Annotated in this window: 19 protein-coding genes; 14 read left to right on the forward strand and 5 right to left on the reverse strand. The window is 62.4% G+C overall.

The genetic code is table 11. The features are described from left to right. The first annotated feature begins 29 nt into the window (after positions 1 to 29). From ACK56M_RS12955 to ACK56M_RS12995, 9 genes are all read left to right on the forward strand, one after another. Positions 30 to 956, forward strand: coding sequence for a cytochrome-c peroxidase (locus tag ACK56M_RS12955; protein ID WP_015270215.1), 927 nt, complete (start codon positions 30 to 32; stop codon positions 954 to 956). Beyond that, entirely contained in the window at positions 953 to 2,764 is a 1,812-nt protein-coding gene (locus tag ACK56M_RS12960) for a DAHL domain-containing protein (protein WP_100413724.1), read from the forward strand. Before ACK56M_RS12955 ends, ACK56M_RS12960 begins: the two co-directional genes overlap by 4 nt. A 412-nt stretch (positions 2,765 to 3,176) precedes the next feature. After that, on the forward strand, positions 3,177 to 3,332 hold the full coding sequence (locus ACK56M_RS12965; protein WP_158239717.1) for a hypothetical protein: 156 nt from the start codon (positions 3,177 to 3,179) through the stop codon (positions 3,330 to 3,332). Positions 3,333 to 3,643: 311 nt separating this feature from the next. Then, a complete protein-coding gene (locus ACK56M_RS12970) occupies positions 3,644 to 3,976 on the forward strand; it encodes a hypothetical protein (RefSeq protein ID WP_015270217.1) in 333 nt (110 codons plus the stop codon). A gap of 129 nt (positions 3,977 to 4,105) precedes the next feature. After that, positions 4,106 to 4,417, forward strand: coding sequence for a hypothetical protein (locus ACK56M_RS12975; RefSeq protein ID WP_039614856.1), 312 nt, complete (start codon positions 4,106 to 4,108; stop codon positions 4,415 to 4,417). A 380-nt stretch (positions 4,418 to 4,797) separates the two neighbouring features. Further along, positions 4,798 to 13,920 (forward strand): Ig-like domain-containing protein, encoded by a 9,123-nt coding sequence (locus ACK56M_RS12980; protein WP_411959498.1) that lies wholly within the window; start codon positions 4,798 to 4,800, stop codon positions 13,918 to 13,920. Next, positions 13,920 to 15,191: a TolC family protein gene (locus tag ACK56M_RS12985; RefSeq protein ID WP_039613506.1), complete on the forward strand. Its 1,272-nt coding sequence runs from the start codon at positions 13,920 to 13,922 to the stop codon at positions 15,189 to 15,191. The genes ACK56M_RS12980 and ACK56M_RS12985 overlap by 1 nt, the downstream gene beginning before the upstream one ends. Beyond that, the gene (locus tag ACK56M_RS12990) at positions 15,181 to 17,343 is read left to right on the forward strand and encodes a type I secretion system permease/ATPase (protein ID WP_411959499.1); all 2,163 of its coding nucleotides are present in this window, start codon (positions 15,181 to 15,183) and stop codon (positions 17,341 to 17,343) included. Before ACK56M_RS12985 ends, ACK56M_RS12990 begins: the two co-directional genes overlap by 11 nt. Next, positions 17,333 to 18,520: an HlyD family efflux transporter periplasmic adaptor subunit gene (locus ACK56M_RS12995; RefSeq protein WP_411959500.1), complete on the forward strand. Its 1,188-nt coding sequence runs from the start codon at positions 17,333 to 17,335 to the stop codon at positions 18,518 to 18,520. Before ACK56M_RS12990 ends, ACK56M_RS12995 begins: the two co-directional genes overlap by 11 nt. Before the next feature lie 9 nt (positions 18,521 to 18,529). On the opposite strand, the gene ACK56M_RS13000 is transcribed toward ACK56M_RS12995, so the two are convergent. Further along, positions 18,530 to 19,387: a LysR family transcriptional regulator gene (locus tag ACK56M_RS13000; protein ID WP_161551370.1), complete on the reverse strand. Its 858-nt coding sequence runs from the start codon at positions 19,385 to 19,387 to the stop codon at positions 18,530 to 18,532. Between the two features lie 90 nt (positions 19,388 to 19,477). On the opposite strand from ACK56M_RS13000, the gene ACK56M_RS13005 reads away from it, so the two are divergent. From ACK56M_RS13005 to ACK56M_RS13015, 3 genes are all read left to right on the forward strand, one after another. After that, complete coding sequence (locus ACK56M_RS13005) at positions 19,478 to 19,891, forward strand: VOC family protein (RefSeq protein WP_161551371.1); 414 nt, start codon at positions 19,478 to 19,480, stop codon at positions 19,889 to 19,891. A 27-nt stretch (positions 19,892 to 19,918) separates the two neighbouring features. Further along, entirely contained in the window at positions 19,919 to 21,187 is a 1,269-nt protein-coding gene (locus ACK56M_RS13010) for a cation:dicarboxylate symporter family transporter (RefSeq protein WP_411959501.1), read from the forward strand. Between the two features lie 258 nt (positions 21,188 to 21,445). Next, positions 21,446 to 21,868, forward strand: coding sequence for an anti-virulence regulator CigR family protein (locus tag ACK56M_RS13015; RefSeq protein WP_015270222.1), 423 nt, complete (start codon positions 21,446 to 21,448; stop codon positions 21,866 to 21,868). Positions 21,869 to 21,896: 28 nt separating this feature from the next. On the opposite strand, the gene ACK56M_RS13020 is transcribed toward ACK56M_RS13015, so the two are convergent. Then, a complete protein-coding gene (locus ACK56M_RS13020; RefSeq protein WP_080604868.1) occupies positions 21,897 to 22,118 on the reverse strand; it encodes a hypothetical protein in 222 nt (73 codons plus the stop codon). A gap of 164 nt (positions 22,119 to 22,282) precedes the next feature. Here ACK56M_RS13020 and ACK56M_RS13025 point away from each other — a divergent pair, with 164 nt between their 5' ends. Beyond that, a complete protein-coding gene (locus ACK56M_RS13025) occupies positions 22,283 to 22,612 on the forward strand; it encodes a hypothetical protein (RefSeq protein WP_015270223.1) in 330 nt (109 codons plus the stop codon). A gap of 1 nt (position 22,613) precedes the next feature. Here ACK56M_RS13025 and osmE read toward each other — a convergent pair whose 3' ends face one another. Both osmE and ACK56M_RS13035 read right to left on the reverse strand, forming a co-directional pair. Continuing rightward, on the reverse strand, positions 22,614 to 22,970 hold the full coding sequence (gene osmE / locus ACK56M_RS13030; protein WP_015270224.1) for an osmotically-inducible lipoprotein OsmE: 357 nt from the start codon (positions 22,968 to 22,970) through the stop codon (positions 22,614 to 22,616). Positions 22,971 to 23,050: 80 nt separating this feature from the next. Continuing rightward, a complete protein-coding gene (locus ACK56M_RS13035) occupies positions 23,051 to 24,286 on the reverse strand; it encodes an NADH:flavin oxidoreductase/NADH oxidase family protein (protein WP_015270225.1) in 1,236 nt (411 codons plus the stop codon). Positions 24,287 to 24,397: 111 nt separating this feature from the next. On the opposite strand from ACK56M_RS13035, the gene ACK56M_RS13040 reads away from it, so the two are divergent. Then, on the forward strand, positions 24,398 to 24,817 hold the full coding sequence (locus tag ACK56M_RS13040) for a MerR family transcriptional regulator (RefSeq protein ID WP_015270226.1): 420 nt from the start codon (positions 24,398 to 24,400) through the stop codon (positions 24,815 to 24,817). A gap of 166 nt (positions 24,818 to 24,983) precedes the next feature. Here the strand turns inward: ACK56M_RS13040 and ACK56M_RS13045 are convergent, their stop codons facing one another. Further along, positions 24,984 to 25,190 (reverse strand): hypothetical protein, encoded by a 207-nt coding sequence (locus tag ACK56M_RS13045; RefSeq protein WP_015270227.1) that lies wholly within the window; start codon positions 25,188 to 25,190, stop codon positions 24,984 to 24,986. Positions 25,191 to 25,204 lie beyond the last annotated feature (14 nt).

Below are 25,204 nucleotides of genomic sequence, written 5' to 3' on the forward strand. Positions count from 1 at the left end.
CTTGTCTGCAGGTTCGCATCGTTGTCTCGATGCTTGTGGTTTTGCCGGCATGGGTGCTGGCCCAGAGCATTGGTGGGCCGCTCACGCCATTGCCGGCGGTGCCTGAGCTTGACCCTGCCCGGGTGGAACTGGGGCGCAAACTGTTCAATGACTCGCGATTGTCCCTCGATAACAGCCAGTCCTGTGCTGATTGCCATCGCCTGGATCGTGGTGGCGCGGACGGGCAGGCGCGCTCGCCTGGTGCAGATGGCAAACCCTTGCCAGTTCACACACCCAGCGTCTTCAACGCCAGCCTGAACTTCCTGCAGTTCTGGGATGGGCGCGCGCAATCGTTTGACGGCCTGGTGCACCTGGCAACCGGTAATACGGACGGCAAAGAAGATGGCTGGGCTACCGTGGTCCAACGAATTGCTGACGATCCGGCTTACCAGACGGGGTTCGCCGAAGCCTATGGCAAACCAGTGACCGCCATCGATGTCAAAGATGCCCTGGTTACGTACCAGCGTACCCTGCTGACACCCGATTCACGCTTCGATCGCTATCTGAAAGGAGATACCAGCAGCCTCAGCCTGGAAGAGAAGCATGGCTATCAGCGCTTCCAGGAGTACGGTTGTATAGCCTGCCACCAGGGTGTGAATATCGGCGGCAACATGCTGCAGAAGTTCGGTGTTTTCGATGATTATTTCACCAACCGTGGCAGTGTTACCTTGGCAGATCAGGGGCTCTACAACGTGACAGGTGATCCGGACGATCTCCACCTGTTCAAAGTTCCAAGCCTGCGAAACGTGGAGGTGACTGCCCCTTACTTTCATGATGGTTCGGCGCCCACCTTGGAAGCAGCCGTCGATGCCATGTTTCATTATCAGTTGGGACGTACGCCGAGCGACGATGATAAAGCGCTGATCATCAAGTTTCTCCAGACCCTCACCGGCCAATGGGAGGGTAAACCGCTATGAGGTTGAACGCTCGGCGCAGTCTGCTGCTGTTGGCTGCGTGCGCCATGTCGCTGGCTTCCGTGCTGGTCTACCTGTACTGGATGTCCAGGTCCGATGAGAGTGGCAACTACGCCCAGGCGCGCGATCTGATTCGCCAGATCAAGCAGTACGATGCACAGTGGGAGGGGGCAGTGCTCAAGGCGCGCACCACCACCAATTACAACTACGACCCGCTGGTGCTGCCGTTGATTGAAATGAAGCGCCTATGGCGGGAGTTCGGCACGCTGGAAGGGCGTCATCAAAAAACAGAAATGCTCGCTTGGCAAAAGGCTTTTCGCGATTACCAACAGGCCTTTGACGACAAGGTCCTGCTGGTCTCGCGCTTCAAGACGCACAATGCGATCCTGCGAAATTCCCTGGCTTTTCTCCCGGCTGCGGCCGATGTGATACAGGTGCACCTTCGTCGATTGGTTGATGCCGATACAGTGCGTCTGCGCAGAATCACCAGCGATACCTACGACCTGATGCTGAGCAGCCTTGAGTTTGCCCATGCCACAACAGATGAAAAAGCTGCCGACATCCTTGTCGGACTGAACAACCTTTCGGTCAACAAGGAGCGCTTGCCTGTCAATTTTCAGGTGCCCATCGATACCATCAGCAAACACATTGAGTTGATTCTTCGTGAGCAACCCAAGGTCGATCAACTACTTGAAGCGATCGAGGCGGTTCCGATCGCCGAGAGTCTGGACGCCATTGCGCTGATGCTGGACCGTGACGAGCAAGCAGCAGCGCTGACGGCTCAGCGATACCATTTCTACCTGTTGGTGTTTTCCACCCTGCTGGTATTGCTATTGCTGTACATGGGGATGTGGCTGATGCGTAGCTACGCCGAAATAAACCGTGTAAACCGAGCGCTGGTGAGTGCCAACGACGAATTGGAACAGCGGGTCGAACGGCGTACCCAGGCACTTACCCAAGCCAGCGCAGCACTGCAGCGCGAGGTGGATGAACGCCGATTGCTCGAGAACCAGTTGGTCCAGTCCGAAAAGCTCGCCTCGCTCGGTCAACTGGCAGCCGGCGTAGCCCATGAAGTCAACAACCCGATTGGGTTTGTCTCTTCCAACCTCGGTGCACTGGACGACTATTTCGGCCGTTTGCAGGACATGCTGAAGGCATATGCTGACGCGGAAAATACCCTGGTTCCGAACGCGCTCGGCGCGGAGCTGGCGAAGTTGCGCACGGAAATCGAGCTGGATTACTTGCTGGAGGATATTCCGGCGCTGATCCGCGAATCCAAGGACGGTATCAGCCGCGTTGCGCGGATCGTCAAGGACCTCAAGGACTTTTCGCGAGTAGAGACCAGCCATGACTGGCAAGTGTCAGACTTGCATCAAGGCATAGAGTCAACGCTGAACATCGTTGCCAGCGAACTCAGGCACAAGGCGGACCTTGTCAAGGATTACAGCCCATTGCCGCCGGTCGAATGCCTGCCTTCACAGATCAATCAGGTAATCATGAATCTGCTGGTCAATGCCACCCAGGCGATGGGGGCCGAGCGTGGCAGAATTACCCTGCGAACCGGTGCCAGTGACAAGTGGGTATGGATCGAAGTCGCAGACAATGGTTGTGGCATTCCTGGCGAAAGCCTGCAAAAGATCTTCGATCCGTTCTACACGACGAAGCCCATCGGCCAGGGCACCGGGCTGGGATTGTCACTTTCGTACGGAATCATCAAGCGTCATGGTGGCGAGATCCGCGTAGACAGCGAGGTGGGAGTCGGTACGACATTCAGGGTCGAACTGCCCATCCATCAGGCCCGGTCGGCCTGAGAGCACCCGGGAAGTGGAATGCAAATTGCTGCGACCCTGGGGCATCGATCATGCGGAGTACGCAGAAATGACTCAGAATGACCGCTACTACATGATCTTCGTTGTGGTTGCTGTGCTGGTCCTGGATCTGGCAGCGACATTTGTGTTTCTCAAGGCCATCGCCTGACCCCCATTTGTGGGCCTGGTTGTACCCGAAATCGGGGTCATCTGCAGAGTGACTACCCGGTTTTGGGACAAATTTTGTCCGCCCACTGTCTGGTTCATGGCCACATGGCGCTGCACGTCCTTTGAGTCGACCGCCAGCTGAACTCTTGCCCGCAAGATCACCAGCGGCGTACCTCTGCCTGAACATCCCACCTTTGTGCGGTCCAACGTAAGCAAGGCCTGGTTTCACCTGGCCGGAGGTACGCACATGAAACGCAAGACTGTATGGGTCGTAGTGTTGTCAGGGTTGCTGCTGCTCGGTGGTTGCTGGCCATATTGGCACCACGGTGGGCATCACGGCGGCGGCCATCACCGGCATTTCAACGACGGCTACCATGGTGGTCAGGACTACCGCCGCTATTGATGCACCCAGTAATCCCTTCCGCTTGCGGCCACGCCTGTGCGAACACACTGCAAGACAACGCATGCTCGCCCAGGCTGGCTTGCCTGCAACTTGCCCGCTGATCCATGAACGAAGTTTAACTTCGCGGGTAAAGCCCGCCCTGGAGCCGATATAGCAAACAGGCATATTGCCCGGCTAAAATTGAGCAGTAACATGGTCAAACTAAAACAAAAAAAGGGGCATGCAGTTCGGCAACACTTCCCAAGTTACTCGATGGGGTGGCAGGAGCGTGTCGCGTGAAAAGTTCAAGATCGGTAGCAGGTGCAATATTGATGTCCACCTTCGCCACACTGTTCATGACAGGCTGTGCGCATGACCCCGATGTGCGTCAAGGCCATGGGTATGCAGCCGGGGCCACGGAAAGAAGTACGCCGGCGTACCTGGGGTGCGTCAAAAGCGAGCTTCAAGGGAATGTGAAAACCTACCAGGTCGATGGCGATAACTCGGTCAGGCTGTTTGTCGATAGCACCGACCCCGACACGGCGGGTGGCCTGGTCGAGGTGCGGGGCACGGGAGCCCGGCGCCAGTTCGCGGCCTATCAACGTGATGCCTGGTACGACCATGGCAGGCTGCTGGACGCCGCGCTGATGTGTTCGAAAGCATGATCATCTGACCCTTGATGCAAAAGGCCCGCCCTCGAGAGCGGGCTTTTTGCATTTGCCGCCCCCAGCCGCAATAATCCGCTCATTTGAACGGAGAACACCAAGTTGGAAACCAGAAGCGTTGTTGCTGAGATGTTCATTGGGATGCCCACGCATTTCTGGGTGTTGCCCGTTGCCGGCCTGATCGCCTGGTTCGGCCTGAAATGGGCCGAACAGTCCGATAGCCACGCCAGCATGCTGCGGGCCGTGACCTACCTGCTGCTCATTGCGTTGGCGGTGTTGCCCAACGGTTTCTATGCGCTGTTTCCCCCTTCGCCCGACATGCCCGAACTGTTGTTGAATCGTGAGCCGCTGCCCAACTACGAAGGGCGCTTCTACCTGGATGCGTTCTACGTGTTCAGTGGGTGGGCACTGAGCAAGGTGGCCAAGCTCAAGTTCAACTAGAGCAAATACTGAACAAGCCGCTCGATGAGTGGTGCATGCCGGTATCTCGTCTCGGGGCGGCTCGGTTTCCAAGTCGTTCATCGCGATTTCCTCATCTCCATTGCCGGCGAGTTTACATGCCCATGTTCAATTGGATGGGGCGGCAGTGGAGTGTCATCCAATCGCATCTATCAAAATGGGGGGTTACTCTCCATTCGTATTAATCCAAACAAGCTTCTACTTTCGATCAAGAAATCAATTGCGACTGGCGTTCTCGTCAAAGTTGGGAGGGCTCGCGAGTTATTTGTAATAAACCGGCTGGCGTTTTATGAGCAGCGTGCTATTTCTGGAGATATGAGCGCGACCGCTCAGTCGTGCTGTAGACAAAAGGACTGTCAGGTATGTCGATTCAGGCCAAGGTATCTCCCCTCGCTCAAAGTGTTACTTCTGCCGCCCCCATCGCAATCCCCAACAACGGAATCCTGACTCTTACCCAGAGCAGTAACATTGTTCTGGACATTGCTCCGGAAGGTGTGTCGGGCTACACGAAGAGCGGTGCCGATCTGATCGTACAGCTGAAGAGTGGCGAAAGCCTGCGCATTGCCAACTTCTATGTCGAGGGGCAGCCTGCAAGCCAGTTGTACCTGGTAGACCGGGACAAGCTGCTGGCCGTCGACCTGCCGCCGGTCGCTGCCGATGGGCCGCTGGTGGCGGGTTATGTACCCCAGGAAACGCCGGCCGGGTTCGAGTCACTCACTGGCGCCGACAGCACCATTGGCGGGCTCAGCCCCGGTGCTGCACTTCTGGCTGGCGCTGCGATCATTGGTGGCGGCGTCGCGATCGCCAACAGCAATGGCGGTGGTGGCGGTGGTGGTGGCGGTGACAGCAGTGTGCCGCCCGATACTTCGGCCCCGGCGCCGGCCAGCGGGTTGCAAATTGCCCCGGATGGCAGCAGCATCAGCGGCACGGCCGAGCCGGGCGCCACCGTGGGCATCGACAGCAATGGCGATGGAGAAACCGACGTCAGCGTGGTCGTCGGCCCCGACGGCAAATTCCAGATTCCGCTGAATCCGCCACTGACCAACGGCGAAACGGTTTCCGTGGTGGTGACCGATCCGTCCGGCAATAGCAGCCCGCCCGCTACCGTGCAGGCCCCTGACTTCCCTGATGCGCCGCACATCAACCCGAGCAACGGCTCCAGCCTCAGCGGTACCGCCGAGCCGGGCAGCACCGTGCTGCTTACCGACGGCAACGGCAACCCCATCGGCCAGACTACCGCCGACGGCAACGGCAACTGGTCGTACACACCCGATAGCCCACTGCCCGATGGCACGGTGGTCAAAGCGGTGGTCGTGGATGCCGCCGGTAACAGCGGCCCGCCCGCCAGCACCATTATTGATGGTGTGGCGCCAGCGGCACCCGTGATCAATCCGAGCAACGGTACCGAGCTTAGCGGTACCGCCGAGCCGAACAGCGCCGTGACCATCACCGATGGCAGCGGTAACCCGATCGGCCAGGTGACTGTCGATGGCAACGGCAACTGGAGCTACACCCCGGCGACACCGCTGCCAGACGGTACCGTGGTGAACGCCACCGCGACCGATGCGGCCGGTAATACCAGCGGGCAGGGCAGCACCACCGTGGATAGCGTGGCGCCGGGTGCGCCCACCATCAACCTGAGCGACGGTAGCAGCCTCAGCGGTACAGCCGAGCCAGGCAGTACCGTGGTCCTCACCGACGGCAACGGCAACCCAATCGGCCACGCTACAGCCGATGGCAATGGCAACTGGTCATATCCCACGGATACCCAACTGCCTGATGGAACAGTGGTTAATGCGGTGGTCACGGATGCCGCCGGCAACAGCAGCCCGCCCGCCAGCACCGTGATCGATGGCGTGGCACCTTCGGCACCCACGATCAATCCGAGCAACGGCACCGTGATCAACGGTACTGCCGAGCCGAACAGCACCGTGACCCTCACCGACGGCAGCGGTAATCCGATCGGCCAGGTAGTAGCCGATGGCAGTGGCAACTGGAGCTATGTCCCGACCACGCCGCTGGCAAACGGCACTGTGGTCAACGTGGTGGCGCGGGACGCAGCCGGCAACACCAGTGCTCCATCGACCACCACAGTGGATTCGGTAGCCCCGGCGGCTCCAGTGGTCGAGCCGAGCAACGGCAGCGAGATCAGCGGCACCGCCGAACCGGGCAGTACCATCACCCTGACCGATGGCAGCGGCAACCCCATCGGCCAAACCACCGCCGACGGCAGCGGCAACTGGAGCTACAGCCCTGGTACGCCGCTGGCCGACGGTACCGTGGTCAACGCCACGGCGACCGACCCGGCTGGCAATACCAGCGGGCAGGGCAGCACCACCGTAGACGGCGTGGCGCCGGGTACACCCACCATCAATCTCAGCAACGGCAGCAGCCTCAGCGGTACCGCCGAGCCGAACAGCACCGTGACCCTCACCGACGGCAGTGGTAACCCGATTGGCGAAGCCACTGCCGACGGTAGCGGCAACTGGACGTTCACCCCAGCCACACCACTGCCCAATGGCACCGTGGTCAATGCGACGGCGAGCGACCCGGCTGGCAACACCAGCCCGGCAGCGACGGTCACGGTCGACTCCAGCGCGCCGGCTGCACCGGTAATCGATCCTAGTAACGGGACGACCATCAGCGGTACTGCCGAAGCGGGTGCTACCGTCACACTCACCAATGGCAGCGGCAACCCGATCGGCCAGGTCACCGCCGACGGCAGCGGCAACTGGAGCTTCACCCCTGGCTCGCCGCTGGCCAACGGCACCGTAATCATCGCCACGGCAACCGACCCGACCGGCAACACCGGTCCGCAGGCCGCCACCACGGTGGATTCGGTAGCCCCGGCGGCTCCAGTGGTCGAACCGAGCAACGGCAGCGAAATCAGCGGCACCGCCGAGCCGGGCAGTACCATCACCCTGACCGATGGCAGCGGCAACCCCATCGGCCAAACCACCGCCGACGGCAGCGGCAACTGGAGCTACAGCCCTGGTACGCCGCTGGCCGACGGTACCGTGGTCAACGCCACGGCGACCGACCCGGCTGGCAATACCAGCGGGCAGGGCAGCACCACCGTAGACGGCGTGGCGCCGGGTACGCCCACCATCAATCTCAGCAACGGCAGCAGCCTCAGCGGTACCGCCGAGCCGAACAGCACCGTGACCCTCACTGACGGCAGTGGTAACCCGATTGGCGAAGCCACTGCCGACGGTAGCGGCAACTGGACGTTCACCCCAGCCACACCACTGCCCAATGGCACCGTGGTCAATGCGACGGCGAGCGACCCGGCTGGCAACACCAGCCCGGCAGCGACGGTCACGGTCGACTCCAGCGCGCCGGCTGCACCGGTAATCGATCCTAGTAACGGGACGACCATCAGCGGGACTGCCGAAGCGGGTGCTACCGTCACACTCACCAATGGCGGCGGCAACCCGATCGGCCAGGTCACCGCTGACGGCAGCGGCAACTGGAGCTTCACCCCCGGCTCGCCGCTGGCCAACGGCACCGTGATCATCGCCACGGCAACCGACCCGACCGGCAACACCGGTCCGCAGGCCGCCACCACGGTGGACTCGGTAGCCCCGGCGGCTCCAGTGGTCGAACCGAGCAACGGCAGCGAAATCAGCGGCACCGCCGAGCCGGGCAGTACCATCACCCTGACCGATGGCAGCGGCAACCCCATCGGCCAAACCACCGCCGACGGCAGCGGCAACTGGAGCTACAGCCCTGGTACGCCGCTGGCCGACGGTACCGTGGTCAACGCCACGGCGACCGACCCGGCTGGCAATACCAGCGGGCAGGGCAGCACCACCGTAGACGGCGTGGTGCCGGGTACACCCACCATCAATCTCAGCAACGGCAGCAGCCTCAGCGGTACTGCCGAGCCGAACAGCACTGTGACCCTCACTGACGGCAGTGGTAACCCGATTGGCGAAGCCACTGCCGATGGCAGCGGCAACTGGACGTTCACCCCAGCCACACCACTGCCCAATGGCACCGTGGTCAATGCGACGGCGAGCGACCCGGCTGGCAACACCAGCCCGACAGCGACGGTCACGGTCGACTCCAGCGCGCCGGCTGCACCGGTAATCGATCCTAGTAACGGGACGACCATCAGCGGGACTGCCGAAGCGGGTGCTACCGTCACACTCACCAATGGCAGCGGCAACCCGATCGGCCAGGTCACCGCTGACGGCAGCGGCAACTGGAGCTTCACCCCCGGCTCGCCGCTGGCCAACGGCACCGTGATCATCGCCACGGCAACCGACCCGACCGGCAACACCGGTCCGCAGGCCTCCACCACGGTGGACTCGGTAGCCCCGGCGGCTCCAGTGGTCGAACCGAGCAACGGCAGCGAAATCAGCGGCACCGCCGAACCGGGCAGTACCATCACCCTGACCGATGGCAGCGGCAACCCCATCGGCCAAACCACCGCCGACGGCAGCGGCAACTGGAGCTACAGCCCTGGTACGCCGCTGGCCGACGGTACCGTGGTCAACGCCACGGCGACCGACCCGGCTGGCAATACCAGCGGGCAGGGCAGCACCACCGTAGACGGCGTGGTGCCGGGTACACCCACCATCAATCTCAGCAACGGCAGCAGCCTCAGCGGTACCGCCGAGCCGAACAGCACCGTGACCCTCACTGACGGCAGTGGTAACCCGATTGGCGAAGCCACTGCCGACGGTAGCGGCAACTGGACGTTCACCCCAGCCACACCACTGCCCAATGGCACCGTGGTCAATGCGACGGCGAGCGACCCGGCTGGCAACACCAGCCCGGCAGCGACGGTCACGGTCGACTCCAGCGCGCCGGCTGCACCGGTAATCGATCCTAGTAACGGGACGACCATCAGCGGTACTGCCGAAGCGGGTGCTACCGTCACACTCACCAATGGCAGCGGCAACCCGATCGGCCAGGTCACCGCTGACGGCAGCGGCAACTGGAGCTTCACCCCTGGCTCGCCGCTGGCCAACGGCACCGTAATCATCGCCACGGCAACCGACCCGACCGGCAACACCGGTCCGCAGGCCGCCACCACGGTGGACTCGGTAGCCCCGGCGGCTCCAGTGGTCGAGCCCAGCAACGGCAGCGAAATCAGCGGCACCGCCGAGCCGGGCAGTACCATCACCCTGACCGATGGTAGCGGCAACCCCATCGGCCAAACCACCGCCGACGGCAGCGGCAACTGGAGCTACAGCCCTGGTACGCCGCTGGCCAACGGCACAGTGGTCAACGCCACGGCGACCGACCCGGCTGGGAACACCGGCCCACAGGGCACCACCACCGTGGATTCGATCGCACCTGCCGCGCCGGTGGTCAATCCGAGCAACGGCAACGTGATCAACGGTACTGCCGAGCCGAACAGCACCGTGACCCTCACCGACGGCAACGGTAATCCCATTGGCGAGGTCACCGCTGACGGTAGCGGTAACTGGACGTTCATACCCAGCACGCAACTGCCCAACGGCACCGTGGTCAACGCTACGGCGACTGATGCCGCCGGTAATACTGGTGCCCCCGGTAGCACTACCGTGGACTCGTCGCTGCCGTCGATTCCGCAGGTCGATCCGAGCAACGGCTCGGTGATCAGCGGTACCGCGGATGCGGGTAACACCATTACCCTCACCGACGGCAACGGCAACCCGATCGGCCAGGTCACCGCCGACGGCAGCGGCAACTGGTCGTTCACGCCCGGTATACCGCTGCCGGATGGCACTGTGGTCAACGCTGTGGCACGTAACCCCGGTGGGACCGATAGTGCGCCAGCGGTCATTACCGTGGACGGCGTTGCGCCGGCCGCACCGGTGGTCGAACCGAGCAACGGCACGGAAATCAGCGGTACCGCCGAAGCCGGGGCCAAGGTGATCCTCACCGACGGCAGCGGCAACCCGATCGGCGAGACTACCGCCGATGGCAGTGGTAACTGGTCGTTCACACCTGGCACGCCGCTGGCCAACGGCACGGTGATCAACGCCGTGGCCCAAGACCCGGCCGGCAATACCAGCGGGCCGGCCAGCGTCACCGTTGACGCAATCGCCCCGGCTGCACCGATCATCAACCCGAGCAACGGGGTGGTGATCAGTGGTACCGCCGAAATAGGGGCCAAGGTGATTCTCACTGACGGTAGCGGCAACCCGATTGGCGAGACGACGGCCGACGGCAGTGGCAACTGGGCCTTCACGCCTACAGTTCCGCTGGCGAACGGCACGGTGATCAATGCCGTGACCCAGGACCCGTCCGGCAATACCAGCGGGCCGACCAGCGCCACCGTTGATGCCATCGCCCCGGCCGCACCGATCATCAACCCGAGCAACGGGGTAGTGATCACTGGTACCGCTGAAGCCGGGGCCAAGGTGATCCTCACCGACGGCAGCGACAACCCCATCGGCCAGACTACCGCCGATGGCAGCGGTAACTGGACTTTCACACCTGCAACTCCGCTTGCCAACGGCACGGTGATCAATGCCGTGGCTCAGGATGCCGCCGGCAACACCAGCACTCCACAGGTCAGCACCACGGTTGATGCCGTAGCCCCAGGCCAGCCGACGATCGAGCCGAGCAATGGCACCGAGATCAGTGGTACCGCCGAAGCCGGAGCCAAGGTGATCCTCACCGATGGCAACGGCAACCCGATCGGCGAGACGACCGCCGATGGTAGCGGCAACTGGTCGTTCACACCCGGCACACCGCTGGCCAACGGCACGGTGATCAACGCCGTGGCCCAGGACCCGGCCGGCAATACCAGCGGGCCGGCCAGCGTCACCGTTGACGCAATTGCCCCGGCCGCGCCGATCGTCAATCCAAGCAACGGGGTGGTGATCACTGGTACCGCCGAAGTAGGGGTCAAGGTGATTCTCACTGACGGTAGCGGTAATCCGATCGGCGAGACGACCGCCGACGGCAGTGGCAATTGGACCTTCACGCCTGCGACTCCGCTGGCCAACGGTACAGTGATCATCGCCGTTGCCCAGGACGTGGCCGGCAATACCAGCCTGCAGGGCACCACCACGGTGGATTCAGTCGCACCTGGCCAGCCGACGATCGACCCGAGCAACGGGGCCGTGATCACTGGTAGTGCTGAGGCCGGGGCCAAGGTGATCCTCACCGACGGCAACGGCAACCCGATCGGCGAGACGACCGCCGATGGCAGTGGCAACTGGACCTTTACGCCTGGTGCGCCTCTGGCCAACGGCACGGTGATCAACGCCGTGGCTCAGGACGCCGCCGGCAACACCAGCACCCCACAGGTCAGCACCACGGTTGATGCCGTAGCCCCAGGCCAGCCGACGATCGAGCCGAGCAATGGCACCGAGATCAGTGGTACCGCCGAAGCCGGAGCCAAGGTGATCCTCACCGACGGCAACGGCAACCCGATCGGCGAGACGACCGCCGACGGCAGTGGCAACTGGACCTTTACGCCTGCAACCCCGCTGGCCAACGGCACAGTGGTCAACGCCGTGGCCCAGGACCCGGCCGGCAATGCCAGCGGGCCGAGCAGCGTCACCGTTGACGCTATCGCCCCGGGCGCGCCGACCATCGAGCCGAGCAATGGTGTGGTCCTCACGGGTACCGCTGAGCCCGGCGCCACCGTCATCCTCACCGATGGTGGCGGCAACCCGATCGGCGAGACGACCGCCGACGGCAGTGGCGACTGGAGCTTCACCCCAACCACGCCGCTGGCCAATGGCACGGTGGTCACCGCGGTGGCCCAGGACGCCGCCGGCAACAGCAGTGGCCCGGCCAGTACCACGGTCGACACGGTGGCGCCGTCGGCGCCGCTGCTGAGCATCAGTGCCGACGGTGCGCTGCTGACCGGTACCGCCGAGCCGAACAGCCAGGTGCGCCTCGTGATCGACGGCGATACCGCCAACCCGATCACGGTGAATGTCGACGGCGCCGGTAACTTCAGCCTGCCGTTGGCACCACCGCTGATCACCGGCGAGCTGATCAGCGGGGTCACCGCCGACGCTGCCGGCAACCTCAGCGGCCCGGCAACGATCAACGCGCCGGACCTGGCTCCGCCGACCATCAGCGTACCGGAGGCAGCCGATACCTGGATCAACGCTGCCGAGATCAGCGACGGCATCCAGGTCGACGTGACGATCCGCCCGACCATGCAGGTCGGCCAGGTGATCACCGTCGCGTTCGCCGGGCAGAACGGTTATGAGACGCAGGTAACGCACACCATCACTGCCGGCGACATCCTGGCCGGCAGCGTCACCGTGACCATACCCCCTGGCGATGGCATGGGGCCGTTCCCGGAGGGCGCCTCGACCGTCACCGCCGATATCAATGGCGGTATCGCGTCGAACCCGGTGCCGTTCACCGTCGACACCATTCCGCCTTCAACACCGGTGCTGTCGCTGGTGGGCAGCATCCTGACCATCTCCACCGATCCGGGCACCGAACTGACGGTCACCGTGGACGTCGGCGGGGTCACTGCCACCGCCACGGTAACTGCCGACAACAGCGGGCTGGCTTCGCTGAACCTGCTCACCGACCTGGACATAGACCTTACCCTGGACCAACTGCTCAATGCCCAAGTCTCCGTGACCGGTGAGGACCCTGCCGGCAACCCGAGCAATGTGGCGACCATCGGCGTCGGCAGCAGCATCGAGCAGCCAGTGACCATCGGTAACTTCGGCGTCGATGTCAGCCTCAACCCACTGAACCCGCGGTTCGGTTTCAGCGGCACCACCGAGCCGGACTCCAGCGTGGTGATCCGTGTCATCACCCCGGCGCTGAACGTCGAGCTGCTGCCGATCCAGGCGGACAGTTCCGGCAACTTCTCGCTGAACCTGCTGAGCCCGACCGTCCTCACCCAGTTGGGGTTGAACATCACCGATATCCTCAACCTCGGTTCGCAGATCTCGTTCAACATCGTCGCCACCGACACCAACGGCAACGACAGCTCGGCCTACGGCATCACCCTGGCCCCTAACGGGCTGTCGCTGAATATCGGCCAGATCGACGTCAACGGCACCTCGGGGGACGATGTCATGTCCGGGGCGGACGGCAGTTCGGAGCACATCAATGGAGGCGATGGCAGCGACCTGATCTTCAACGTGGGGACCGGCGATCAGGTAGTGGCAGGCGATGGCAACGACGCCATCCAGATCACCGCGACCGACTTCACCAGCATCGACGGCGGTGCGGGCTTCGACACCCTGATCCTGGCCGACGGCATCGACCTCGACTACAACGCCGTCGGCGTCGGCACGCTCTCGAACATCGAGCGTATCGACCTCGGCAAGGGCGACTCGGGGAGCGTGCTGACATTGACTGCGGCGGAGGTCGACGCCATTACCGATGGCAACAACATCCTGCAGATCACTGGCGAGAGCAACGACACCCTCAACGTGGTGGGTGCCGTGAACACAGGAACCACCCAGCAGGTCAACGGCATTACCTACGATGTCTACAACTTTGGCAGCAGTACCCTGCTGATCGAGGACAACACGGTACAGGTCGTGGTCTGATGCGCGGCCTGTCCGTGCTCAAGGGAAGGCGCCGTGGCGCGGGAGCCCTTTGGCTCCTGTGCTTCGGGCTGCCGCTGTCCGCGCCGGCCATTCCTCTCGACCAGGCGGTGCGGGCGGGGTTGGCGATCCACCCGCAGGTGCGTTCGGCGATGGCCGAAGCGGACCGTGCGGGTACCGAGGTAGAGATCGCCAAGGGTGGTTACTACCCCTCCGTCACCATGTCCGGGGGGCCGCAGGAGTTCGACGTTGGCGAGGTCGTCTACGACGTCACCGTATCGCAGATGCTGTATGACTGGGGAAGGGTGACGAGCAAGGTCGACAGCGCCAGCGCCACCCGGCGCAAACTGTCCGAGGCGGTGCTGGTGGCGCGCGACGATGCTGCACTGGATATCGTCGAGACCTACCTCGACGTGCTTGCCTCGGAGCGCCGGGTGGAAACGGTGCGCCAGCACATCCAGCGTCTGGACGGCATCCGCGAGATGACCCAGGCGCGCGGCAGCGATGGTTACGCCGACCGCAGCGAACTGGACCGCGCCAACCTCGAACTGTCGCGTGCCCAGGAACAGCTGTCGCTGGAGAAGGGCAACCTGCAGGACGCGCGCAACCAGTACGCGATCCTGGTTGGCCAGGACCCCTCCGAGCTGGTGGAGCCAGAGCCGATGTCGCTGCAGCGCTACCTGGCTGCCAGCGACGTGGCGCGGGTGATCCGTGAGTCGCCGTTGCAGCGCAAGGCGCTGGAGGACGCCAATGTCGCCGAGGCGCAAGTGCGCGAGGCCAAGGCTTCGTTGCTGCCGCAGTTGAACCTGGAGGCCTCAGCGTTGCGCCGGGAGATCGGCGGTCGTCCGGAAAGCGACTCGGTGATGTCGCTGCGCTTTCGCATGGATACCTTCCAGGGGCTTTCCAACTTCCGTCGGCCGACTGCTGCGCAACAGCGTCTGGAGTCGGCGCAATGGACGGCCGATGCGATGCAGCGTGACATCCGCCGGCAGTTGCAGACGCTGTTCGACAACGGTGACACGCTACGGTGGCGGGAACAGTCCCTGAGCCAGCAGGTGACGGAGTCGGAGCAGGTTGGCGAGCTGTACCGCGAGCAATTCGAGGTCGGCCGACGCGACGTGATCGACTTGCTCAACGTGCAGCGCGAACGCTTCGAGGCCGAGCGGCAGTTGATCAATCTGCACATAGAGCGCAAGCGTATCGAGTATCGAGCGGCCGCGCAGGTCGGGTTGTTGGGGGCATTACTGGAGAATCGGTTGAATCATGGAAGTTGAACAATCCCCGGATAATGTCGTGACCCTGAACCACGACGACCCGCTGCGCCAGGGCCTGCTGCTGCTGTGCCGGCAACTGGGCCGGCCGTTGGGCGACGCCGAACTGGTCGACGGCCTGGCAATAGAGCACGGACGCCTGCCGCTGCGCCTGGTAGCCCGCGCCCTGCGTCGCGCCGACATAACTGCCAGGGTCGCGGAGCTGCCGTTGCGGCAGATGGACGCCTACCTGCTGCCGGCCCTGCTGTTGCTCGACGATGGCCGCAGCCTGCTGCTGGTTGGCATCGAGGGTGAGCAGTACGAGGTGCTGGTGCCGCAGAGCGACGGCGGCCGTGAGTGCATGGCGCGGCCCGCTCTGGAGGCGCTTTACAGCGGCACGGCGGTGTTCGCCAAGTGCCGCTACCGCCCCGATGGGCGGGTGGGCGACTACGCCAGCGGCCTGCCGGAGCACTGGTTCTTCGGGCCGCTCAAGCGGCTCTGGCGCTCTTATGCGGAAGTCACGGCGGCGGCCCTGGTGGCCAACGTCCTGGCCGTCGCCTCGGCGCTGTTCGCCATGCAGGTTTACGACCGCGTGGTGCCCAACGCAGCCTTCGATACCCTGTGGATACTCGCCAGCGGCGTGGCCTTGGCGATCATCGTCGACGGGGTATTGCGGATCCTTCGCGGGCACCTGCTGAACGTTCTCGGCAAGCGCCTGGACCTGCAGTTGTCGAGCCTGCTGTTCGCGCGCGTGCTGAGTACCCGGATCGCCGCCAAACCGGCGTCGATGGGCGCGTTCAGCACCCAGGTGCGTGAGTTCGAGTCGGTCCGCGAGTTCTTCACTTCGTCCAGCGCCGCACTGATCAGCGACCTGCCGTTCGTGGCGATCTTCCTGTTGATCATTGCCGTGATCGGCGGCCATGTGGTCTGGGTGCCGCTGGTGGCTTGTGTGCTGATGCTGCTGCCAGGGCTGCTGACCCAGCGCCTGCTGGGGCACCTGTCGCGGCAGAACCTGCGCGAGGGGGCGCTGAAGAACAGCGTGCTGCTGGAAGCCTTCGAACACCTGGAGACGGTCAAGGCCGCGCGTGCCGAAGGCCGCTGCCAACAGCAGTGGGAGACGCTCACCGGGGAACTGGCCGGTACCGCAATGAAGACCCACGCCCTGGCCTCGACCCTCAGCTATTCGGCGAGCATCGTCCAGCAGCTGTGCTATGTCGGGGTGGTGGTGTTCGGCGTCTACCGGATAAGCGACGGCGCGATGACCGTCGGTGCCCTGGTGGCCTGTTCGATCCTGGCCTCGCGGGCCATCGCACCGCTGTCCCAGGCTGCCGCCATTCTTGGCCGCTGGCAGCACACCAAGGTGGCGCTGGAGGGCCTCGACCAGCTGATGTCCGCCGAGCAGGAGCGGCCCGCCGGCAAGCGCTTCGTGCACCGCGACCGGCTCCACGGGCATTACCGCCTGGAGGCGCTGCGCCTGGCCCACGGCGACAGCCCACCGGTGGTCGATGTGCAGGCGCTGAACATCCAGGCCGGCGAGCGGGTGGCGCTGCTCGGCGGCAACGGTGCTGGCAAGTCGACCCTGCTGCGGCTGCTCAGCGGCCTGCTCGACGCGCAATCCGGCCGGCTGTTGCTGGACGACATCGCCCTGAGCCAGCTCGACCCGGCCGACCGCCAGCGCGGCATCGGCTACTTGCCGCAGGACGTGGCGCTGTTCCACGGCAGCCTGCGCGAAAACCTCAACCTGGCCAACGCCGCGCTGGGCGACGAGGAATTGCTGGAAGCCCTCGATGGCGTGGGGCTGGGTACTTTTGTGCGCGCCCACCCGTTGGGGTTGGACATGCCGATCCAGGGCAACGCCAGTCTCTCCGGTGGCCAGCGCCAGGCGGTGGGGTTGGCCCGGGTGCTGTTGCAGGACCCACCGATCCTGCTGCTCGACGAACCGACCGCGGCATTCGACCAGAACAGCGAGAAACAGGTCATCGACTATCTGCAGAAATGGCTGGGCCGCCGTACCCTGATCATCACCACCCACAAGAAAAGCGTCTTGGCGCTGGTGGACCGTGCGGTGGTGCTGCGCAACGGCCAGGTGATCATGGACGGCCCGCTGAACCAGGTGGTGCTGGGCAATCAGGTGCAGGCGCCACAGGTCGCCGAAGGAGCCGGCCATGGCAGCTGAAAAGAGTTCTGTAGTGCTGCGCCGGCAACTGGCCGACCCCTTGCTGGCGACCACTCACCCTGTCTATCGCCCGCTGCTCTGGACCCTGCTCGGCAGCGTCTTGCTGTTCGTCGCCTGGGCCGCCTGGACGGAGCTCGATGAAGTGACGCGCGGCGATGGGCGGGTGGTGCCGTTCAGCCGCATCCAGAAGATCCAGAGCCTGGAAGGGGGCATTCTCGACCGTCTGCTGGTGCAGGAGGGCGATCTGGTGGAGGTCGGCCAGCCGCTGCTGCGCCTGGACGAGACGCGCTTTCTCACCAATTTCCAGGAGTCGGCCAACCAGGCCGGCGTGCTGCGCGCGGCCATCGCCCGGCTGGACGCCGAGGTGCTGGGCAAGGCGGCGATAGAGTTCCCGCCGGACATCGACCCGCAAGGGCCGCTGGCGCGTTCCGAGCGCGAGCTGTTCAAGTCGCGGCGGGACAAGCTGCTCGAAGGCAGCCAGGCGATCCAGAGGCAGATCAGCCTGGCCCAGAGCCAGCTCGACCTGGTCCGCCCGCTGGTGGCCAAGCGTGCGGTGAGCCAGATGGAGGCGCTGCGGCTGAGCCAGGACATCGCTACCCTCAACGGTAAGCTGACCGAGCTGAAGAGTAGCTACTTCCAGGATGCCTATACCGAACGCTCACAGCGCAAGGCCGACCTCAGTGCCCTGGAGCCGATCGTCCAGCAGCGCCAGGACCAACTGCGCCGTACCGGGATCGTTTCGCCGGTGCGTGGGCGGGTGAACACCGTGCTGATCAACACCCGTGGCGGGGTGATCCAGCCCGGCGAAGCGATCATGGAAGTGATCCCGGTGGAGGACCGCCTGCTGGTCGAGGCCAGGATCAAGCCGCGCGACGTGGCCTTCCTGGTACCGGGCATGCCGGCCAAGGTGAAGATCACTGCCTACGACTTCAGCATCTATGGTGACCTCAAGGGCACCCTGGAGCAGATCAGTGCCGACACCATCGAGGAGGACACGCCCCATGGCAAGGAGTCGTACTACCAGGTGCTGATCCGCACTGACGGCAGCCAGCTCAAGCGCGGCGAGGAGGTGCTGCCGATCATCCCCGGCATGGTTGCCGAGGTGGATATCCTCAGCGGCAAGCGCAGCGTGCTCAATTATTTGCTGCGCCCGCTGATCAAGGCCCGTCTGTACTGAGCTGGAGCGTCAGGGCATCAGTACGGATGCCAGCAGCTTGATTGCCGACGTGCGGTGATGGCCGGCACTGTAGGCCAGCACTATGTCGCGGCAGTACCTTGGTTCTTCGCTCAGAATCCGGGCGTTTGGCGATTGCTCCAGCAATGACGGCCATTGCGGTACCAAGGAAACGCCTTGCCCCAGCGACACCAGCAGGCTGATGGCTTCGAGCGCATCCAGGTCGCAAGCCACGCTTGGCGCGAGACCCAGATCGTCCAGATAGCGCTGGGTTATCAGGCCGCCCCAGGAATCGACGGCATATCGGATATAGGGCCCGGTGGCCAGCATTGCCTGCGCTTCAGCCCGGGAGGCCGCGACAGGTGCCAACAAGTACAGCGGTTCGCTGCGCAATGTGAGCGTTCTCAACGATTTTGCTGTCTTGAAGGGTGGCGCCACCAGAATTGCCGCATCCAGCTCCTGATTGATCAGCTTGTCATGAAGCAGTTTCGAGTCACCGGGTGTGATGGTGAGCTTGAGGTCGGGCGCGGAGGATGACAAATGCTCGAGTGCTGGCGGTACAAGGCCGGTGAGGGCGGTTGATATGGCGCCAATGCGCAGTTCCCCGGTCAGCGTGTCGGCGTTGAGGTCGTTCCTGAGCTGATTGGCATGCTCGACGATGCAACGTATGCGTGGAATCAATGCCAGCAGCTTTTCTGTCGGCCTTATCGCGTGTGCTTCTCTATTGAAGAGAGTGCAGCCCAAGTGTTTCTCCAGATTTCGAATGCGCAAACTTATTGCAGCGGCTGAAACATTTGCTTTCTTTGCCGCACCCGCAATGGAGCCGCATTCAACAACAGATATGAGGCTTTCCAGATTTTGAATGTCCATAAGTAATGCTTATGCTCAGACCAAGTGTCAGTTGGTGTACATGAATGCCGGGCGGTGTGAGGATAGTGGCTCCGTTCGAGGAGTACCATCATGTTGACACCCTTTCATGTTGCTTATCATGTCAAAGATATGGATGAAGCAAGAAAATTCTATAAAGAGGTTCTTGGCTGTGTCGAGGGGCGTAGCACTGATACGTGGGTAGACTTCGAGTTCTTTGGTCACCAGATATCTCTGCATGTGGGCAAGCCCTTTGAAACCAGCCGCACTGGCAAGGTCGGCCCGCACCTTGTACTGATGCCTCATATCGGGGTGATATTGCCTCTGGATCGCTGGCAAGCCTTGGCTGAACGCCTTGAAGTTCTGGGTGTGCAGTTCGAAATTCCACCGGTTGTACGTTTCGAGGGTGAGCCTGGCGAGCAGAGGACAATGTTTTTCCTGGACCCAAGTGGTAATCCGATCGAAATCAAGGGGTTCAAGAACTTGAGTGCAATCTTTGCCTCCTAGTGTTTTATAAAAGCAGAGGTCAATCCCGTGAGAATAAAAATAAATCTAATCACGCAAATTGCAATTGGTCTGGCTGTCGGTATATGCGTTGGCCTGCTATTGAATAATTTTCCCGATTACAAGGGCTGGTGGATCGAGCAAGTACTGCAACCGGCGGGTGATGCGTTCATAAAACTGATGAAAATGATCATCGTGCCGCTGGTGTTTTCCTGCATGGTGGTAGGCATAGCCGGCTCCGGCAAGCGCGCCCTGGGGTGGTTGGGAACAAAGAGCCTTGTCTATTTCTTTGCCGTGACCGGGGTCGCAATCATTTTCGGCCTGCTGGTCGGTAACGTGCTCCAGCCAGGCGCCGGTGCGGGCTTCGCCGTTTCATCGGCGAGTGAAGCAGTGCCACCGGTGCAAAATGGTTCGGCAGGGCTCGGCAAGGTACTGTTGGGCATCATTCCTGACAATGTAGTGGCGGCAATGGCAGAGGCGAAGCTGTTGTCGGTACTGTTCTTCGCCATCTTGTTCGGGGTGGCACTGTCTACGCTGGATGAACCCAGGAAACAGCCGTTGGTTGCCGTGCTGCAGACGGTGGTGGATACCATGTTCAAGGTCACTCATATGGTCATGGCCTACTCACCGATCGGCATCTTTGCCCTGATAGCTGTTACCGTGTCGACCTTCGGGATTGATTCACTGATGCCGCTGGCAAAACTGATAGCCATTACTTATGTGGCGGTACTGTTCTTTGCAATTGTCGTGCTGGGGCTTGTTGCCAGAGCTGTTGGAGAGAATATCTTTGAGATCATCAAGGCCTTCAAGGGTGAACTGATACTGGCCTTCAGCAGCGCGAGTTCCGCCACCGTCATGCCGCAATTGATGGCCAAGACCGAAGCACGGGGTGTGCCGCGAGCTATCACGTCGCTGGTGATCCCGTTGGGTTATTCATTCAATCTGGATGGCGCGTCGCTGTTTGCGGGCCTGGGTACGCTGTTTATCGCGCAGGCCTACAATATTGAACTGGCCCTGGCAGACCAGGTGATGCTGGTATTCATCATGGTATTGACGTCCAAAGGCGCTGCCGGAGTGCCCGGGTTTATGTTTGTGATTCTCACTGCAACCCTGACGGCGGCAGGTTTGCCTTTGGAAGGCGTGGCCTTGATTGCAGGGGTATATCGATTGATGGACATGCCCGTTACGGCACTGAATGTGCTCGGCAATGCGCTGGCGCCGATCGTGATTGCAAAATGGGAAAGCCGCGCTGGAACATTACCGGCTGATGTCGTGGTTACGGAGCAATCATCTCGATAGCAGATGGGCAGGCTCGTTCAGCGAGGTGTTTGGAACGGGAATTGCTTCATCCCTGAAAACCTGCCCATTCGGGGATACGGCCATGCTTCCAGAAGATCTTTATTTCATGTTTCTCTTCGCCATTGGCGTGCTGGCCCTTGATGTGGCAGCCATCATGCTCTATCGGAGTGCCAAGCCCTGACCCGGGTTTGGGGACTTCCACCCTGAACCGGGTTTTGGTCTACAGTGCTGGGACGTCTCTGGTGTAAGGAAACAGCTATGGCAAAGCGTCGATGGGCAGTTATCGCTACCTCGATCGCGCTGGCAGTGGGGCCGGCGCTCACTTATGCCGACCCGGGTAATGGTAAAGGGCAGGGCCACGGCAAGGACAAGGGCCAGCATGGTCAAGGTCACGGGGGCTCGTATGGTGGCCCGTCGATAAACCGTGGCGATGTGCTTGGCATTCTTGACGGGCACCGTGGCTACTGGAGCGCAGGGCCGGCGCTGCCCCCCGGCATTCAGAAGAACCTGGCCCGTGGCAAACCTCTACCGCCAGGTATCGCCAAGAAGCTGGATGGCAGGCTGCTGGGGCAACTCCCTCATTATGATGGCTATGAGTGGATGCAGGCGGGGGCGGACCTGATCCTGGTGGCAGTCGCTACGGGGATCATCTACGAGGTGTTGAACGGCGCACTGGATTGAAGCCTGGCGCTGGTGTCAGCCAGCGCCTTCATTCTTGTCGATCCTTGCCGCTACTATTTTCCAGAACGTTAAGTACTGAGCCTTTGTCGTCCGTCACCAGCAATTCGCTCGAGTGCGTGCCCTCTGTTTGTAGTTCGGCCAGTGGCATATCTGCATTACGAAAAATGCTGCGACCTTGTTCACCAACACTCAAGGTGATGAGTTTTCCATTCTGATAAAAGAAGTGCGTGCGGTTGGTGTTCTTTTGCATGGTGCGTGCTCCGAAGGCTATTGGCAGGGTTCACTTTCCCAGCCTTCACGCACCCAGGCTACTGGCAGAAATATCAGGTGGGCCTGTGCTGCGAGACTTTGGTTGATTGGTAAGCCAATACAACCCCCGTTAGAATGCAGCGTATCCTTGATGGCTAATTGCAAATGTCTATGTTTCGTATCTTTCTCTTCGCTGTGGTGGTCACCGGTGTTGCCGGCTGCGCAACCCCAGGCAAACCCACTGCCAGCAAACTGACTCACAAATCGCCACAGCAATACGCCGCTTGCGTACTACCCAAATGGCAAGCACTGGCGCCTCAAGCCACGCAGAAATCGATCGCCCACGGCTATCGGCTGACGGCACCCAGCCCCGTGGCATCCGATGATGTGCTGGACGTAGTCGATTCCCACGAGGGCAGCCGCGCGACTTTCTACAAGGGCAGCTTCCTGTCTGGCGACAAATTGCGCCAGGCAGCCAGGGAATGCCTGGACTGATTCAGTAACCCGATCCGCTAGACCCGCCCATGCTGGGCAGGCGGGCCCTGCGCTGAGCATTGCTCCACTCGGCGCAGGTCATGAAAGCGGTATTGTCCACTTTGCCTGTGCCGTCGAAACTTACGCTGTAGGGCTGCCGGTTGTCGGCCTTGGTCAGCATGTAGTCGAAACAGGTGCCGGGCACCACGGTGCGTTCGGTCTCCGCAGCGGGCTTGCCGCCTACCTGCATGACCTGGTCTCTGCTCATGCCGTTGGTGACTTTCGCCACCAGCGGCTGGTCGTGGTACAGCGCGGAGTTGGACGAGCAGGCAGAAAGCGCTGCCAGTGCAAGGATCAGCGCGTGAAAGGGTTTGTTCATGGCAGTGCTCCGGTAGAGGATGCCGATGAAGGCAGTGCTCCCAGCGCGAATGTGCGACGCCTGGCTCTGCGATCACACCATCAATCCGCTCGGCTTTTCATCATACGCCTGTACTGCCGCACCCGCAGTAACGTGTAGCCTTGCTCCAGCAACAAGGCGCGCAAGGGCGACGCATGCGCCTTGGGCCGGCTGCCGGCCGCCAGGCGGCGCATCTGCAATTTCACCAGGGCCATGTAGGCCAGTGCGGCAAAGGCCTTGCGCTTCCAGCGAATGGGCTGCAGTTCGGCGGTTGCCGTCGGCTCGCCGTTCTGCCAGCGCCGGGGCAGGGCAGGTTCGACTGCCAACGCCGTGGCAATCCCAGCCATGGCCACACCGCTGGCCAGCACCTGCTCGACCACCGGCAACCGCCGGATACCGCCGGTGACCATCACCGGCATCTTCGCGATAGCGGCGATTTCCCGGGCAAACTCCAGGAAGTAGGCCTCGCGAGCCAGGGTGCGCCCATCGCGGGCATCACCCTGCATCGCCGGTGCCTCATAGCTGCCGCCCGACAGCTCCACCAGGTCCACCGACAATTCATTCAGCCACAGCACTACCTGGCGCGCATCCGCCGGTTCGAAACCGCCGCGCTGGAAATCCGCCGAATTCAGTTTCACTGCCACGGCGAAACCGGGCGAAACCACCTCGCGCACGGCCTTGACCACCTCCAGCAGCAACCGCGCGCGATTTTCCAGGCTGCCACCCCAGCGATCCTGGCGCTGGTTGCTCAGTGGCGAAAGAAACTGGCTCAGCAGGTAACCGTGGGCAGCGTGGATCTGTACGCCACTGAAACCAGCTTCTTCAGCCAGCGCCGCGGTGCGGGCGAAGCGCTGGATCAACGCGCCGATCTCGGCTTCGTCCAGTGCCTTGGGCAGGGGGAACAGCTTTGACAAATCGCCCATGTCCAGGGCAATGGCCGAAGGCGCCACGGTGGGCTGGCCGAGGTTGGCCTGCATCTGCCGGCCCGGGTGGTTGATCTGCATCCAGAACTGCGCGCCGTGGGCGCGGCCGATGCGCGCCCAGTCGCGAAAACGTTGCAGTGGCTGGCTGGCATCGAGCATCACGCCACCCGGGCCGGTCATGGCGCCAGGGTCGACCATCACGTTACCGGTCAGCAACAGCCCGGCACCGCCCTTGGCCCAAGCCTGGTAAAGGCGCAGCAGCTGGTCGGAAGGGGTCTGGTCCGGGTTGGCCAGGTTTTCCTCCATCGCCGCCTTGGCGATGCGGTTGGGGATGACACTGCCATTGGGCAGGTGCAGGGGCTGGAACGGCGTCATGGCGATCTCCGGAAAGGGTTGCCACGCATCGGTTTTTGCGCACGTGGGCTAGGTTCGGGAAAAGGCTAAGGTTAAAGTCAGCTTTAAGGTCAAGAGGGGAATGCTGCCGCAATGAAAATTGGTGAACTGGCGCGACGCACGGGGCTTAGTGCATCGCGTATCCGCTTTTACGAAGCCAGCGGACTGATTGCTGCGCGGCGCCTGGGCAATGGTTACCGCGATTACCCGGAGCAGGTGGTGCGGGCGCTGGAGATCATCACCTGCGGCCAGCAGGCCGGGTTCAGCCTGGAAGAAATGCGCAAACTCACCGATGCCTCCGGGGCTGCGGCGGGTGGGCATGATTTATTGCTGGGCAGCCTCAAGCGCAAGGTGGCGGAGATCGAAGCGATGCAGCAGCGGCTGGCGCACAACCGCGCGCAGTTGCTGGCGGTTATTGCAGGCATGGAAGACAAGCCGCAGGGGATGGATTGCGAGGAGAATGCCCAGCGCCTGATTGCCGGTTGGCAGCAGGGCGAGGCCACGAACACGTGACCCCTGTAGGAGCGGCCTTGTGTCGCGATGGGCTGCGTAGCAGCCCCGGCAATCTGTGCATCAACGCAACATCCGGGGGCTGCTGCGCAGCCCATCGCGACACAAGGCCGCTCCTACAGGGATCGCACAGGCGTCTGGATTCTGGGTAAGACAGTTGCGCTCGCGATCAGCCTACATCACCGCGCTTGTTCAGCTGCTCGCACTGCACCTGCGCATCCGACCTGCTTGGATAGCTGGGCTTGAGCCGCTCCTTCGCTTGGTTGTCGTAAATGTCGAACCCCCCACAAACGGTAGCGGCGTAATAGCGGCTACCCACGCGGAACGACTCCTTTTCGATCGGCACAGCGGGAACGATAACGAATCTTGGTTGCATTTTTCGTGCCTCCC

The sequence above is a fragment of the Pseudomonas sp. s4 genome, from assembly GCF_046764235.1.
Classification (GTDB): domain Bacteria; phylum Pseudomonadota; class Gammaproteobacteria; order Pseudomonadales; family Pseudomonadaceae; genus Aquipseudomonas; species Aquipseudomonas asiatica.

What these genes read in the sequence shown, in the direction of transcription:
- ACK56M_RS12955 (WP_015270215.1), top strand. Translation starts at nt 30, where the DNA reads ATGCTTGTGGTTTTGCCGGCATGGGTGCTGGCCCAGAGCATTGGTGGG.
- ACK56M_RS12960 (WP_100413724.1), top strand. Translation starts at nt 953, where the DNA reads ATGAGGTTGAACGCTCGGCGCAGTCTGCTGCTGTTGGCTGCGTGCGCC.
- ACK56M_RS12965 (WP_158239717.1), top strand. Translation starts at nt 3,177, where the DNA reads ATGAAACGCAAGACTGTATGGGTCGTAGTGTTGTCAGGGTTGCTGCTG.
- ACK56M_RS12970 (WP_015270217.1), top strand. Translation starts at nt 3,644, where the DNA reads ATGTCCACCTTCGCCACACTGTTCATGACAGGCTGTGCGCATGACCCC.
- ACK56M_RS12975 (WP_039614856.1), top strand. Translation starts at nt 4,106, where the DNA reads ATGTTCATTGGGATGCCCACGCATTTCTGGGTGTTGCCCGTTGCCGGC.
- ACK56M_RS12980 (WP_411959498.1), top strand. Translation starts at nt 4,798, where the DNA reads ATGTCGATTCAGGCCAAGGTATCTCCCCTCGCTCAAAGTGTTACTTCT.
- ACK56M_RS12985 (WP_039613506.1), top strand. Translation starts at nt 13,920, where the DNA reads ATGCGCGGCCTGTCCGTGCTCAAGGGAAGGCGCCGTGGCGCGGGAGCC.
- ACK56M_RS12990 (WP_411959499.1), top strand. Translation starts at nt 15,181, where the DNA reads ATGGAAGTTGAACAATCCCCGGATAATGTCGTGACCCTGAACCACGAC.
- ACK56M_RS12995 (WP_411959500.1), top strand. Translation starts at nt 17,333, where the DNA reads ATGGCAGCTGAAAAGAGTTCTGTAGTGCTGCGCCGGCAACTGGCCGAC.
- ACK56M_RS13000 (WP_161551370.1), bottom strand. Translation starts at nt 19,387, where the DNA reads ATGGACATTCAAAATCTGGAAAGCCTCATATCTGTTGTTGAATGCGGC.
- ACK56M_RS13005 (WP_161551371.1), top strand. Translation starts at nt 19,478, where the DNA reads ATGTTGACACCCTTTCATGTTGCTTATCATGTCAAAGATATGGATGAA.
- ACK56M_RS13015 (WP_015270222.1), top strand. Translation starts at nt 21,446, where the DNA reads ATGGCAAAGCGTCGATGGGCAGTTATCGCTACCTCGATCGCGCTGGCA.
- ACK56M_RS13020 (WP_080604868.1), bottom strand. Translation starts at nt 22,118, where the DNA reads ATGCAAAAGAACACCAACCGCACGCACTTCTTTTATCAGAATGGAAAA.
- ACK56M_RS13025 (WP_015270223.1), top strand. Translation starts at nt 22,283, where the DNA reads ATGTCTATGTTTCGTATCTTTCTCTTCGCTGTGGTGGTCACCGGTGTT.
- osmE (WP_015270224.1), bottom strand. Translation starts at nt 22,970, where the DNA reads ATGAACAAACCCTTTCACGCGCTGATCCTTGCACTGGCAGCGCTTTCT.
- ACK56M_RS13035 (WP_015270225.1), bottom strand. Translation starts at nt 24,286, where the DNA reads ATGACGCCGTTCCAGCCCCTGCACCTGCCCAATGGCAGTGTCATCCCC.
- ACK56M_RS13040 (WP_015270226.1), top strand. Translation starts at nt 24,398, where the DNA reads ATGAAAATTGGTGAACTGGCGCGACGCACGGGGCTTAGTGCATCGCGT.
- ACK56M_RS13045 (WP_015270227.1), bottom strand. Translation starts at nt 25,190, where the DNA reads ATGCAACCAAGATTCGTTATCGTTCCCGCTGTGCCGATCGAAAAGGAG.